The sequence below is a fragment of the Halorientalis salina genome (genome assembly GCF_005049285.1).
GTDB lineage: Archaea > Halobacteriota > Halobacteria > Halobacteriales > Haloarculaceae > Halorientalis > Halorientalis salina.
This window is the reverse complement of record NZ_SOSC01000007.1, coordinates 122,835-135,661: the sequence shown is the minus strand read 5'-3', so window position 1 is coordinate 135,661 and position 12,827 is coordinate 122,835. Positions and strand designations below refer to the sequence as shown.

General features: G+C 66.7%; 13 protein-coding genes. 4 read left to right on the top strand and 9 right to left on the bottom strand.

What is annotated here, in order from left to right:
• Positions 1 to 83: 83 nt before the first annotated feature.
• Positions 84 to 980 (bottom strand): phosphatase PAP2 family protein, encoded by an 897-nt coding sequence (locus E2481_RS13550; protein WP_136717690.1) that lies wholly within the window; start codon positions 978 to 980, stop codon positions 84 to 86.
• Complete coding sequence (locus tag E2481_RS13545) at positions 977 to 2,224, bottom strand: YihY/virulence factor BrkB family protein (RefSeq protein WP_250137827.1); 1,248 nt, start codon at positions 2,222 to 2,224, stop codon at positions 977 to 979. Before E2481_RS13545 ends, E2481_RS13550 begins: the two co-directional genes overlap by 4 nt.
• A 113-nt stretch (positions 2,225 to 2,337) precedes the next feature.
• On the opposite strand from E2481_RS13545, the gene E2481_RS13540 reads away from it, so the two are divergent.
• Positions 2,338 to 2,736: a hypothetical protein gene (locus tag E2481_RS13540; protein WP_136717688.1), complete on the top strand. Its 399-nt coding sequence runs from the start codon at positions 2,338 to 2,340 to the stop codon at positions 2,734 to 2,736.
• A 339-nt stretch (positions 2,737 to 3,075) separates the two neighbouring features.
• Here the strand turns inward: E2481_RS13540 and E2481_RS13535 are convergent, their stop codons facing one another.
• Positions 3,076 to 4,179 (bottom strand): tRNA (guanine(26)-N(2))-dimethyltransferase, encoded by a 1,104-nt coding sequence (locus E2481_RS13535; protein WP_136717687.1) that lies wholly within the window; start codon positions 4,177 to 4,179, stop codon positions 3,076 to 3,078.
• 93 nt (positions 4,180 to 4,272) lie between these two features.
• On the opposite strand from E2481_RS13535, the gene E2481_RS13530 reads away from it, so the two are divergent.
• Positions 4,273 to 4,620 carry a hypothetical protein gene (locus E2481_RS13530; RefSeq protein ID WP_136717686.1) on the top strand — a complete coding sequence of 116 codons (348 nt, stop codon included), beginning with the start codon at positions 4,273 to 4,275 and terminating at the stop codon, positions 4,618 to 4,620.
• A 61-nt stretch (positions 4,621 to 4,681) separates the two neighbouring features.
• Here E2481_RS13530 and E2481_RS13525 read toward each other — a convergent pair whose 3' ends face one another.
• The 6 genes from E2481_RS13525 to E2481_RS13500 form a co-directional block, all read right to left on the bottom strand.
• Positions 4,682 to 5,734, bottom strand: coding sequence for an aldo/keto reductase (locus E2481_RS13525; protein WP_136717685.1), 1,053 nt, complete (start codon positions 5,732 to 5,734; stop codon positions 4,682 to 4,684).
• A 25-nt stretch (positions 5,735 to 5,759) separates the two neighbouring features.
• The gene (locus tag E2481_RS13520; protein ID WP_136717684.1) at positions 5,760 to 6,812 is read right to left on the bottom strand and encodes a CPBP family intramembrane glutamic endopeptidase; all 1,053 of its coding nucleotides are present in this window, start codon (positions 6,810 to 6,812) and stop codon (positions 5,760 to 5,762) included.
• 42 nt (positions 6,813 to 6,854) lie between these two features.
• Complete coding sequence (locus tag E2481_RS13515; RefSeq protein WP_136717683.1) at positions 6,855 to 6,974, bottom strand: CcmD family protein; 120 nt, start codon at positions 6,972 to 6,974, stop codon at positions 6,855 to 6,857.
• Positions 6,974 to 7,705: a cytochrome c biogenesis protein gene (locus E2481_RS13510; protein ID WP_250137826.1), complete on the bottom strand. Its 732-nt coding sequence runs from the start codon at positions 7,703 to 7,705 to the stop codon at positions 6,974 to 6,976. The genes E2481_RS13515 and E2481_RS13510 overlap by 1 nt, the downstream gene beginning before the upstream one ends.
• Positions 7,706 to 7,773: 68 nt before the next feature.
• Complete coding sequence (locus E2481_RS13505) at positions 7,774 to 8,466, bottom strand: cytochrome c biogenesis CcdA family protein (RefSeq protein WP_136717682.1); 693 nt, start codon at positions 8,464 to 8,466, stop codon at positions 7,774 to 7,776.
• A 33-nt stretch (positions 8,467 to 8,499) separates the two neighbouring features.
• Positions 8,500 to 9,756 carry a c-type cytochrome gene (locus E2481_RS13500; RefSeq protein WP_136717681.1) on the bottom strand — a complete coding sequence of 419 codons (1,257 nt, stop codon included), beginning with the start codon at positions 9,754 to 9,756 and terminating at the stop codon, positions 8,500 to 8,502.
• Between the two features lie 230 nt (positions 9,757 to 9,986).
• Here E2481_RS13500 and E2481_RS13495 point away from each other — a divergent pair, with 230 nt between their 5' ends.
• Positions 9,987 to 10,457 (top strand): thioredoxin family protein, encoded by a 471-nt coding sequence (locus E2481_RS13495; RefSeq protein WP_169302445.1) that lies wholly within the window; start codon positions 9,987 to 9,989, stop codon positions 10,455 to 10,457.
• Positions 10,454 to 12,826 carry a cytochrome c biogenesis protein CcsA gene (gene ccsA, locus E2481_RS13490; RefSeq protein WP_136717680.1) on the top strand — a complete coding sequence of 791 codons (2,373 nt, stop codon included), beginning with the start codon at positions 10,454 to 10,456 and terminating at the stop codon, positions 12,824 to 12,826. The genes E2481_RS13495 and ccsA overlap by 4 nt, the downstream gene beginning before the upstream one ends.
• The last annotated feature ends 1 nt before the right edge of the window (position 12,827 follow it).

Genomic DNA, 12,827 nt, shown 5'->3' with positions numbered 1-12,827 from the left:
GCTGTAGCTGGGTACCGCGACGACCGCCCGACTCCGGGCGGTCGATGCGGAGCTGTTCTACAGCAGTCCGTATGAGGCCGAATTCACCGTTTTCTTTCGCCCACCGCGACCGGGAGCACCAGCAGGACCGCGACGATGAGTACCGACAGCAGGAAGGTGAGCGACAGCGCCGGTTCCAGCAGTTCCATGCCGACGAACAGCGCGCCGACCACCGGGAGCCCGGCCGCCAGCAGCAGCCGGGTCCCGGCGGTCGAGGTCGGGACAGCAGCGATCCGCTCGCCGGCGACCTGCCAGATCAGCCAGCCGCCGAGCGCCATCCCGAGCGCGATGACCGGATCCCGTGTGAACCCACCGCCAAACAGCGCGACGACGCCGGCGACCACCGCCAGCAGGTAGGCCAGGCCGACCCGTCGCCCGTTGTCGGTCACCGCCGTCGCGAGGCCGAGGTAGGCCGCACCGATCGCGAACCCGCCGAGCACCGAGACGAGGTGGTGGACGCCGATGGCGACCCGCGAGAACCCGATCAGGCCGGCGAGTCCCCCTGCGAGGAGCAGTCGGCGTCGCGAGATCGAGTCGCCGTAGACGAGCGCCAGCCCCCCGTAGACGACCGTTGACCCGATCGCGTGTCCACTCGGAAAGCCGTACCCGTCGGCGTGGACGACGCTCGCGTACAACTCGAACAGCGGCCCGGGTAACCACGCCCCGTTGACGGGCTCAGCCGGCGGCCGGGGGAAGGCGACGAGGAGTTTCAGGCCGACGGTCAGCGCGAGCCCGCCGATTGCCAGCGCGACGACGTAGGCGGCGTCCCGGCGATCGACGAGACCACGGAACCCCGGGACCCGCCCGTCGGCGAGGTACAGCGTCGACAGCAAAACCAGCAGGAACCAGACGTCACCGAGCTGTGTGACGAGCGCGAAAACGGGGACCAGTGGCCCCAAAATGCCCTGAGCGGTCGAGATTGCACCGACGCCGTGGCTCATTGCCGGAAGTCGTGGACGGCGTCACGCAGTCGACCGGGAAGTCCCGCGGCCGTGATGCCGAGTCCGACGAGCACCATCAGCACGTAGAGGCCGAGCGTCGACAGCCAGACGACGATCATCGCGAGGACGGCCCAGCCCCCGCCCAGGAAGTAGAACGCGCCGAGCGTCATCACGGTGCCGTACAGCAAGACGAGGTACGGCCCCCAGCCGGTGGCGTGACCGCGGCGGACGCGCACGCGAACGTAGCGTTTCAGGTCGCTTTCGAGTTCGTCCCGGTGAACCGTTCGGTCCTCGATCTCGTCTTCGAACTCCGATACGTCCTCGCGGAGCGCTGCGAGTTCCTCGCTCACGTCCCGGCTCTCGTCCGTCGGGTCGGGCGACCCCCCTTGCTCGTCGGTCATACTCGATAGTTGTCCGGTACGTCGTTGCCGGTCCTGTTGTAATTGCCGGTTGCTATCGGTCGAACCTGTCCGGTCGGCCAACACCGCGTTCAACACCCCGCCCAGCAAGAGCAGGATGCTCCCGAAATAGAACCACGTGACCAGCAACAGCACGCCACCGATGACGCCGTAAAGCTGGAAACTCCCCGCGTTCACCGCGTAGATGCGAAACCCAGTCCCGAGCACCGTCCAGCCGCCGCCGGCCAGCAGTGCACCCGGGAGCGCCTCCGCGAGCCCCACGTCCGCGCTCGGGAGGATGACGTACAGCGGCAGAAAGGTGACAGCCAGCGCCAGTGCCAGCGCAGGCGTCCCCAGCATGCCGACCATCGGGAGTCCGGAACGAGCGATGAGCGCGCTGGCGACGACGACGACACCGACGCCGGCCCCGACCGCCACCAGTGCCACCAGCGCGTCCCGCACCTGCCCGAGCAACGAGTCGGCCGTTTCGGTCCCGTACACCTGCGAGAACGCGATATCGAGCCCGCGAAAGATCTTCAGCGCCCCCCACAGCAGGACGAGTATCCCCACGAGAGTCGCCCCACCGCGACCGCTCGCACCGGTCAGCGCGTCCAAAAGCAGTGTCTGGCCGCTCGGCGACAGTACCCCACCGACCTGCGCGACGAGGTCCGTCGCCAGCCGTTCGCCGCCCAGTTCGGTGGCGACGACCAGCACCAACAACAGCAGCGGGACGAGCGAGACGAACGTGTAGTAGGCGAGACTCGCCGCGAGGAACGTGATCTGTTCGGCCCGGACCGCGTCGATCAGCGACCGGACGACCCCCGTCAGTTCGGCGTTCCGTGACACAGTCGGCGTTCGACGCTCTGCCACAAGTATCCGGGGGCTATGGCCGCCGTTCCTGGTCGGAGCGGTTATTCGACACCGAAAACACATTAGGGTCCGGCGTGCCACTGGATGGTATGGATGAGAAATACGAACGGGGGATTCTGCGGATTTCGGCGGTGTTCGTGCTCGCGGCCGCGCTGCTCGTTCCGCTCGGCTTCCTGGGGATGCCGGCGACGCTTTCGATCGTCGGGGGCATGCTCGCCCTCGCCTTCGCCCTGTTTTACGCCTGGCAGTACAGCGACGCGTACAATCAGTACCTTTCGGGCCTCTGGCTCGGGCCGGCCATCGCCGCCGCCTTCGCACTCTACGGCCTGTTCATCGGTGCCTCCCCCGGCGAGCTCCAGGCACTCGGCGGCATCGCCGGCCTCATCGGCGTGCTCAACCTGCTCTTGCGGCCCGTCTACCGCCTCATCCACTACGTCCTCACCGTCACGCTGCAGATCGGCCGCGAGATCCAGGAAGAGGGTTGGTAACGACCTTTTTTCTTCGTCGGGTCGCCGTAGGCGACCCCTCCTCGAAAAAATCTCGACCAAAAAAGGCGCGCCCTCCGGGCGCGTGAACCGCCTCGCGCCGCCGGCGCTCGGCGGATGCTCCTTAGAACTACCGCGACAGCGTCTGCGCAAGCGCATCGGGTGCACGCTCGGCACACGTCTCGCACATCCAGTTTCCTTTCACCCGATAAAATGGGCCATCCGAGCCACAGATGGAACAGCTATCGAAGACGGGCATGCCGTCTGGGTCACCAGGAGTTTGCATTGTAAGTGAGTACTTACGTGAGCACATCGGGCCGCTCTCCTGTCCTAGTCTGCCTGTTACTCCCGCACCGCGTCGGCGATCTCCGCGACACCCGCCGTCGTCTTGAATGTCGTCCCCCCAAAGTGGGTTCGGGAGGCCTGGAAGCCCGCGTCCTGCAGTTTCTCAAGGAACTCGTCCATCCCGATAGCCGACTCGCCCCAGCGCTTGTAGAGTCGGTGCTGGTCGTAGTGGGTCGGCTCGTGGAGTTCCCCGCCGATGGTATCGAGCAGGTCCCGCGCTCGACTGGCGGTTCCCATCTCCGCGGTGATTTGCTCGCGGACCGCGTCGACGAACTCGGCGTCGTGGGCCGGGCCGAGCCAGAGCGGCCCGGCGGTCTGAAGGTGGCGGCCACAGTGGGGACACTCCTCCAGTGGGTCGGCGACGAGTCCCCGATCGGCCCGGCGGAACAGGCAGTGCTGACAGTGGTCGACGTACCCCAGGTCGTCGAACAAGTCGTTGGCGGCCTTCGCGCCCTCCGTGACGCGGAGGTAGGTCCGGGCGTAGTGGTCGGTGACGTGTGAGAGCACCGGCGTAGCGGCCACGTCGAACTTCCCGGCCGTCCGGACCAGCGCCGAGACGAGGACGCGCAGGCCCATCTCGGCGTGGTACTCGGTGTTTCGCGGGACCGCGCCGTACTTGCGGACGCCGCTCATGAAGTGTGCGCCACAGAGCGGCGCGGTGTCGGTCGCGGTGATACAGAGCAACCCGCGCGCGCTCCTGGCGGCGGCATCGGCAAAGGGAATGGGTGTGCCGAACGGATCGACATCGACCACGTCGTACCGTTGCTGGTGCATCCGAACGTTGGCGTCCTGGTGGCGAACGTCGCCGTCGAGGTCGTTGTGTTCGAAGTTGTCCCCGGCCAGTTCCACGGCCTCGGGGTCGACGTCGCAGGTCGTCACGTCCCAGCCGTCGGCCGCCGCGCGGACGCCCCGGATGCCGCTGGCAGCCGTGGCGTCGAGATAGGAGTCGGCTGGTCCATCGCCCTCGCGATAGGCCCGGAGCGCCGCGACCGTCACGTCCCGGTTGAGTTCCATCTCCGGGTTGTAGAACACCCCGTCCTCTTTCCCGTCCGTGGCCTCGCCCGGGACCTCGACTTCGACGTTGCCCTCCTCGACGCGCATACGTCCGCTCTGACCTCCGGTGCGTTAAGCCGTACGCTCTCGACCGGCACGGCACCGAACCCCTTTTCTCGCTGCTAGGCAAACGACACGTTCGTGACACCGGTCGACGAGTGGGTCGAAACCCTCGAAACTGCGGGCGAACTCACCCCACCGGCAGTCGACCGCATCATCTCGCTGCACGGCGACCGCGGCACGAAGGCCATCGACGCCGTCGGCGAACAGCGTGTCAAGGAATACCGCGATTTCACCGTGGTCGTCGGCTACGACGACGAGTACATCGTCGAGAACGACGGCTGTAACTGCGCGGATTCGGAGTACAACCTGGATTCCGACGACCCGACACAGCTGTGCTGGCACACCCTGGCCGTCAAGATCGCCGAAGCCATCGGCGAAGTCGATCACCACGACATGTGGTACTCGGATGTTCGGGAGTTCCTCTAACCGCCGATCACTACCGAAAAAGCAGGAAACGCGGCCAGTCGGCAATGAAATGTCGCCCGGTTCAGTCGCCGGCGGATTTCATGCCGGTGTCCTCCAGGTCCGCGCCGCCGACCGACGAGCGCAGCGCGTCCATCCCGTCCTCGCGGTCGATGCCGAAGTTCTCCTCGTAGAGTTCCTCGACGCGTTCCTGTTCCTCGGCGGAGAGGGCAGGCGTGTCCGGTGCGCCGGCCCACTCGTCGATGTCGTCGGTCGTTCGGAACGTCGGCGTGACGCTCGCGACCTCGTCGAAGGAAAGGAGGTACTGGATGGCCGCCTGGCCCATCGTCCGCGCGCCGTCTCGTTCGAGGAAGCGCACGTTCTCGACTTTCTCCCAGCCCGTTTCGTACCACTCTTCTGGGCGGTGAGCGCGGTGGTCGCCCTCGCCGAGTTCCGTCTCGGGCGTAACCTGCTCGTTGAGCAGGCCCGAGGAGTGGGGCACGCGGGGCAGGATCGAGGTGTCGGCGTCGAGTCGGCGGACCTCCTCGACAGCGTGGCGGCCGGGAACCTGCTCGAACATGTTCCAGACGAGTTGGAGGGCGTCGAACTCCTCCTCGACGGCCTCGGTCGCCTCGGCGAGCCAGCCGATGGAGGGACCCAGCGCCCAGCCGATGGCCTCGACTTTGCCCTCCTCGCGGAGTTCGTCGAGGGTCTCCAGGACGTCCGGCGTGACCTCGTCGACGTTGGCGTTGTGGAGCATCAGCACGTCCACGTAGTCCATGTCCAACCGATCGAGCGAGCGGTCGAGCGCGGTGCGGACCCACTCGGAATCGACGCGCTTGGGGAGTTCGCCGTGGCCGGCCTGCGGGTTGTTGTAGAAGTCGTAGCCGACCTTCGTCGAGACGGTGACCTCCTCGCGGTACTCGCCCAGGGCCTCGCCGACGAGTTCCTCGCTGTCGCCGTGGCCGTAGACGTCGCCCGTATCGAAGAAGTTGATGCCGGCATCGAGGGCGTGTTGGACCATGTCGACGGCCTGTTCGCGTGAGCGGTCGCCCCACCAGTCCGTCCCGACGACCCAGGCACCGAAGCCGACTTCCGATACTTCGACGCCCGAGGAACCGAGTTCGCGGTAGTTCATGTCCGCCCGTTGGGACGCCGGCCACTTAGCGAGTGCGATTCTCCCGAAGCGTCGGCACGGCGACGCCCTCCCGCAGCGACACCGTCCCGTAGGCCCGCCGAACCCACCACCAGAGCAACGCCAACCCGAGGACGAGCGCCAGCAGCGCCACCAGTCCGCCTTCCGGCCCGAACGCCCCACCGGTCACCAGCTCCGGGCCAGTCGTCTCCGTCTCGAAGACGGCCACGCCCAGCGTGATCCCGCTGACCGGAAAGCCGTACACCCCGCCGACGGTCGCGTTCCAGGTCAGGTGCATCCCGATGGGAACGCCGAGCCGGTCGGTCCACACGAAGCCCAGGCCCAGCAGCACCCCGAAGAGCGTGATGTTGAGGACTGACAGCGGGGTGGCGTTGGGGTTCGAGGCGTGGAGGACGCCGAAGACGGCGGCCGTCACCAGCGTCGCGATCCAGATGGCTCCGCGCACACCGACCCGCCAGAACCCGGCGAGTCCCTCGGCGATGTTCGTGAGGAGATACCCGCGGACGACGAGTTCCTCGAAGACGCTGACCCCGACGAAAAAGAACCCGACGAGCACCAGGGCGAACCACGCCGGGGCCGTCCCGAACGGGAGCAGTGACCCCCGGCTGGTCACGAGGACGCCGGTAACGGTGACCCAGCCGGCGGCCAGTTGGACCAGAAACACCGCCGTCGGGAGGACGACGCCGAGCGCGAGGCCGAATGCACAGTCGCGCCACCACTGCCGGTCGAATCCGAGCCCGAGATCGGTGAATTCCCGGCGGTCGACGACGTAGCTAATACCCACGAGGGCAACGAGAAGGGCCGTCGTGATGGCGAGGTACAGGACCGTCCCGTACAGCGCGGGGAGGTACGGGCCGTCGAGCCCTCCGGCGGTCGGGAGCAGGCTCGTGAACAGCCCGACGGCGAGCGTGACGACGAGGAACGCGGTCAGTCCGCCTGCGAGTCGCCAGGGCATGCGGAGTCGGTGCTCGGTGGTGTTCCAGAATACGCGCCTGAGTGTCCCCGCACCGCCGTCACGCGACGCCACGTCGTCCGTCTCCGGGCTCTCGTCGGCACTCATACTCCTCCCTTCTCCCGCCTGCGGGTAAAGCTCCGGGACGAGCTACTGCAGGCGATCGCGGACCTGCTGGTCGAGGCGGTCGAGCCGTCGCTGCAGGCGTAGCATGTAGCCGAACAGCAGGACGAACAGGGTCGTGTAGCCGACGAGGAGCAGTGGTTCCATCAGCGGTCACCTCCGTTGCGTGGTTGCGTCATTCGAATGCGGTCTTCGAGTTCGTGGAGTTCGATGCGTAGTGCCATGAGATACGTGTAGAGCAGCGTCGCGGCGACGAGCGACACCATCAGCGTCGTGGGGTCGATGTTGGCGCTCACTTCCGGGTTCGCAAGCGTCGTTTCGTGGAACGTCGGCGTCCACAGTCTGGTCGAGAGGTAGGAGATCGGGACCGTCACGAACCCGAGGACGCCGTAGACGGCGGCGTAGGTCCCGTCGCTGCTGTGGTCGGTCGCACCGTAGACGACGAGGTAGCCGGCGTAGATGAACCAGACGATCAGGAACGTGACGAGGCGGACGTCCGTCCACTCCCACCAGGAGTTCCAGATGACGCGCCCCCAGATGCTGCCGGTGATCAACGTTAGCGTCGCGAAGAGGAACCCGAGCTCGCCCGCGCTGTGGGCGAGTCGGTTCCAGAACCGTCCGCCGTACCGGAGGTACAGCGCGCTCCCGATGAACGTCACCGACATCGCGAGCGCCGCCACCCAGGCCAGCGGAATGTGCCAGTAGGCGATGAGGTTCGCCCCGTGTTCGATGCCGTACATCGTGTCGGACGCGGACCCGAACACCAATCCCAGCGAGAGCACGCCGAACGCGAGCGTGCCCCACCTGACCGTCCGGCTCCACATGACCCAGTGGGCCAGGCGGATGGCGCGAGCCAACGCCGACGATATTGTACTCATTGTGCGATTCTCTGTCGTCGTAATGGAACGGTTCGTTTAACGCTTTTCACTCGAATTCGTCCGCTCATTCACACCACTCCGTTCGCTACTGTCATCGCAAGCTTGTCGATCTCGAACAACATCGACACGCCCGTGAACACGAGCAGGCCCCCGGCGACCCGGCGGAGGACCGCCGGCCGGTCGTCGGTCAACGCGCGGTCGCGCAGCCACTGGCCGCTCCGTTTGCCGCCGTAGGCGACGACCAGCAGCGGAAGGCCGAAGCCAGTGCCGTAGACGAAAAGCAGCGTGCCGCTCCGGACGAGGTCGCCGGTCGTCCCGACGTACGCGAGCACTGCCCCGAGGACCGGCCCGACGCAGGGAAGCCAGATCACGCCCAGCAGCAGGCCGAGCGCGACGGCGCTGACGAGCGGATGGGACCCCCGTTCGAGCGTCGTCGAGAACGAGGTCGCTCGCCCGGCGATGCGCGAGGCGTGGCGCTCGTAGAGCGCGTTGAGGTCGTCGTCGAGCATGACCGCGCCGAATCCGATCATGAGCACCGTGAACGGGAGTCGAAAGGAGTCGGGACCGATCGCCCCGAGCGCGCCGGTGGCGACGCCGGCGGCGGTAAAGGAGACGACGCTGCCGGCGACGATGCCGAGCGGGCGCAGGCGGTGGCCGACGCCGCCGGCCAACAGCGGCGGCAGCATCGGCAGACAGCAGGGTGTCAGAATCGTCAGTACGCCTGCCAGGAACACCGCCGTCGCGCTTGGGAGGTCGACCATACTCGAAAGCGTGGTGTCGGACCGACGACGCCGTCAGTTCCCGCCGTCCATCGCGTCCGCGATGTTGTTCTGGTTGTCGGCGGTCTCGTTACGGAGCGGCTGGTCGTACCGGTCGACGTCGTCCGGGATCATGCTCTCGGTGAGCTCGGTGTCGTCAGTCGGGATGCCAGCCAGTTCGAGCTTGTGTGCCATCGGGTTCTGGTCGTAGCCGAACCGCTCCTGGGTCCGGTTGTAGTAGACGGCTTCGTCGGGTGAGCCGGTCTCCGCCCAGTCCTGGGGCTGGCGCTGCAGGTGCGGCCGGTCGTGGGCGTTCATGTAGCCCGCCATGTCCTGGACGTCGCGCCAGTCGGACACCTGGTGGGCGTAGCCGTACGGCATCGCTTCGCGGATGAACGCCGCGGAGGTGTAGATCCGGCCCATGCCAGCGCCGTCGTTGTAGGAACCGTTGCCCCACAGCGGCGGGTACTGGCCCTCGACGCCCTGCCCGTCAGCGCCGTGGCAGGACGCGCAGTTCTCGAGGTACAGCTCGGCACCGCGCACCGGGTTGACCTCGGGGATCGGGACCTTCTCGTCACCCGTCGGCTTGTTCAGGTGCTGCCAGTACGGCGAGCTCCCGATGGGCTGGCCCTGGCCGAGCCACTCCATGTAGGCCTCCATGGCCTGCACTTCGCGGCTCGTGTACTCGGGCATCCCCTCCGGGGAGTCCGGAGAGTTCATGCTCCGCATGAAACAGCCCATGATGCGCTGGCGCGTGTCCCGCATCCGGGTGGTCCGGTTGGTCCACTCGGGGTAGGTCGCGGCGGTCCCGACGAGGGGGATCATGTCGATGTCCTGGCCGACCATACCCTGGGTGGTCGGCAGGTCACCGCCGCCGTGACAGTTCGCACAGGAGAGGTTGTTCCCGACGTTATCCGGCATCACTTCGGAGGTGTTCGCCATGATCTCCCGGCCGTACCTGACGAGTTCGCGCTCCCGGGGGTTGCTCGGGAGCGTCGACTCGTTCATCTCCTTGGGGACGAACTGGACTTCCTCACCGGCGGTCGCGTTCCGGTACCGGAAGTCGTCCTTGTTCTCGCCCTCCCGCAGGTCCGCGTCGTAGACGTGCGTGTCGTTCCACTGGGCAGGGAGTTCGCCCGGGCCGCTCGCGGCGGCCGCGCCGCCACCACCGTCACCCGGTGACGCCGTGTCGTTGAACGCGTCTTTCGTCGGCGCGCTACCACAGCCCGCGAGCGCGATGATCGCGACCGCGAGCACAGTTGCGAGCACGTACCGGCGCGTGAGCCCGGTCATCCCGCACTCACCTCCGGCCTGCAACCGCCCGACTTCTGTTGTGTTGGTGTCAGCATAGTAGAACCCCTACAATATCGGATTGTTGTTTATGGACCAGTCCCATAATTATTTGCATGCTTGAGCGGTCTCGATAGCGCACGCTAAATCTAGATAATGGACAATATTGGGAATCGTGTGCGAATTCAGTCGAGCAATATTTACTCGCGGGTCACGGAGGGGTGTGCAACTCGATGAACGCGCGGAAAGTCCTCACGGTCGTGTTCTTCGTCACAGCGCTCGGCATCGGCTACGCGTCGATGAACACGGCGCCGGTGTTGAGTGACGAATCGTACTCCTATCACGGTGGCACGGAGTGGCACACCGACTACGAGCAGGCCGAGGCGATCGCCCAGGAGGAAAACAAGCCGATACTCGTGTACTTCTGGACGACTTGGTGTACCTACTGCGAGGACTACAACAAGAACGTCTACTCGAAACCCGCCGTTCAGGACCGCCTCGACGAGTTCGTCCTGGTCGCCATCAACCTGGATTCCGACGACGCGCAGGCGTCCCGGCTGGCCAGCGAGTACAACGCCGACTACCCGCCACAACTCGTGGCGACCGATCCACAGGGCGAACGGCTGGCTAAAATCAACGGGTACGTCGAACGGCAGCAGTTCCTCTCGTATCTCGACAAAGCCGAACGGAGGATGGACGAATGACGACGCCCGGAACCGCCCTGCTCGCTGGCGGCACCGCCCTGTCGCTCGGCGCGACCGTCCTGCTCGCGGTCGGATACGTCCGCCGTGACGACCAGTTCGACACCATCGTCACGCGACTGGTGGCTGGCGGCGCGACGCTGTTCCTCGCTGCACTCGCTTTTCTCACGTATCAGTTCGTCACGACCGATTACACGAACGCGTACGTCTGGCAGAACACCGCCGACTACCTGCCGCTCCTCTATCGGATCACCGGCGTTTACGCCAGCAACGCCGGCTCCCTGCTCCTGTGGACGGCCATCGCCGCGCTCGTGGCAGCCTGGGCGATCTGGCGACGTGACCTCGCCGATGCTTCCGCGCGCCTCGTCGGCGTAGTCACGATGGGAGCGGTGACGTACTTCGGGGTCATGCTCCTGCTGGACAGTCCGTTCAAGCATATCTCCACCACCGTCTCCGGGGGCACGCCGACGACCGGCAGCGGCCTCAACCCGCTGTTGATCGACCCGTACATGGCCATCCACCCGCCGCTGATGTTCATCGGCTACGCGCTGCTGACGATGCCCTTCGCCATCGGCGTCGCCCACTTCGTGGGTCTCGTCCGGGGGAACGAAGGGCTGTTCAGGTCGTGGAACGGCTCCGTCACCAGGTGGCTCCGCGCGGCGTGGCTGTTCCTGACGGCCGCGCTGGCGCTCGGGGCGCTCTGGTCGTACACGGTGCTGGGCTGGGGCGGCATCTGGGCGTGGGACCCCGTCGAGACGGCGATTTTCATCCCGTGGCTGTTCCTGACGGCGACACTCCACGCCGTCGTCAACTACCGGCCCGGCGATCGGTACTCCGTGCTCGCGCCCGCGATGATCGCGTCGACGTTCGCACTCGTCGTCTACACGACGACGGTCGTCCGCAGCGGCGTCTTCCGGAGTGTCCATTCGTTCGCCGACAACGGCGCCGGCCTGGGAATGCTGATTCTCATGGGCGCGACGGCGGTCCTCGGCGTAGGCCTCCCGCTGGGCTACTGGTTGCTGCGCGAGGAATCCACCAGCGAAGACGAGCCGTGGCTGACGCGCTCGACGCTGCTCCACGGCGCGGTCCTCGCGCTCGGGATGCTCGCGTTCATCTCGTTGTGGGGCCTGACGTTCCCAGTCCTGCGCGACCTCGCGACCGGAATCGAGGTGGAGGTCACCGCCCGCTACTACAACCGCTGGAGCTACCCGGTCACCCTGCTCACCCTGCTCCTCCTGGGGTTCTACATGGACTACGACGTCGAGGGGAAGCGCCGCGCGCTCGCCGGCCTCGGCCTCTTCGGGGTCGCGACCGTCGTCGCGGCGGTGTACGCACCCTCGGAGTCCTGGACGCTCGGCGCAGGAACCGAGCGGTCAACCGGCTTCTACGCGCTCGTCGGCCAGATGAGCGCGCTCTCGGTGTTCCCGCCGGTCGCGTACGTCCTCATGGCCGTCCTCAAGCGCGGTCTCGCCCGCATCCCCGGCGCGCCGCGACGGACCCAACTCAAGCAGACTGGCGTGGTGTTCGTCCACGTCGGCGTCGCCGTCCTCGTTTTCTCGCTCGCTTTCACCTACCTGTTCACCGGCCAGGCGTCGGTCATCGTCGATAGCGGCGCTAACGGCGAGGCGGTCGACGTACCGAACTCGCCGTACGCGGTGCAGACGCTCGGGTTCGAGTCGTACTCGCTGCCGGAACAGCCGAACGTCGAGCGGGTCGCGCTCTCGACGACCGAACTCCAGGAGCGCGGGACTGCGACGAACAGCACCACGCAGGTCGTCCACGGCACCATTACGGACATTCGCAGGGGACCACGAGCGGCCGTGTACCAGCTCGACGAGTCGGGCATCTGGGTGGGTGTCACCTCCCGGAACGGCACCAGCGGAGCCAGCTACGCCCGCGGCGATTCCATCGTCGCACGCGGTGCCGTCATGTGGAACTACGTCCCCCAGACCGACGCCGTGGTCGTGACCGACCCGACGAACGTCGGGACGACGGCCTCGCCGCCGGACTCGCTCGGCCTGGAACGCGTCCGCGTTCAGGCGGTCAATCTGGCGGTCTCCGAGGGCGACCGCCAGGTCGCGGTGGGACAGGCGGCACAACGGCGGTATCCCCGCCAGGGCGGCATGCAGACCCGGGACGTCCTGATCGACCGCGGGCTGGCCTACGACACGTACGTCATCGCGGCCGTCCAGGGCGACACCGCGTCGCTCACGGTCAAGCGCATCCCGCTCATGACGCCGCTCCGACTCAGCGTCGTGTCGCTGCTGGTCGGCATGCTGCTCATCTTCCTGTTCGATCCGGCCCACGGCGTCTGGACGCGCCCGCTCGCGCCGACCGCGGAAACCGATCCCGACCCCACGACTTCCGATTAAC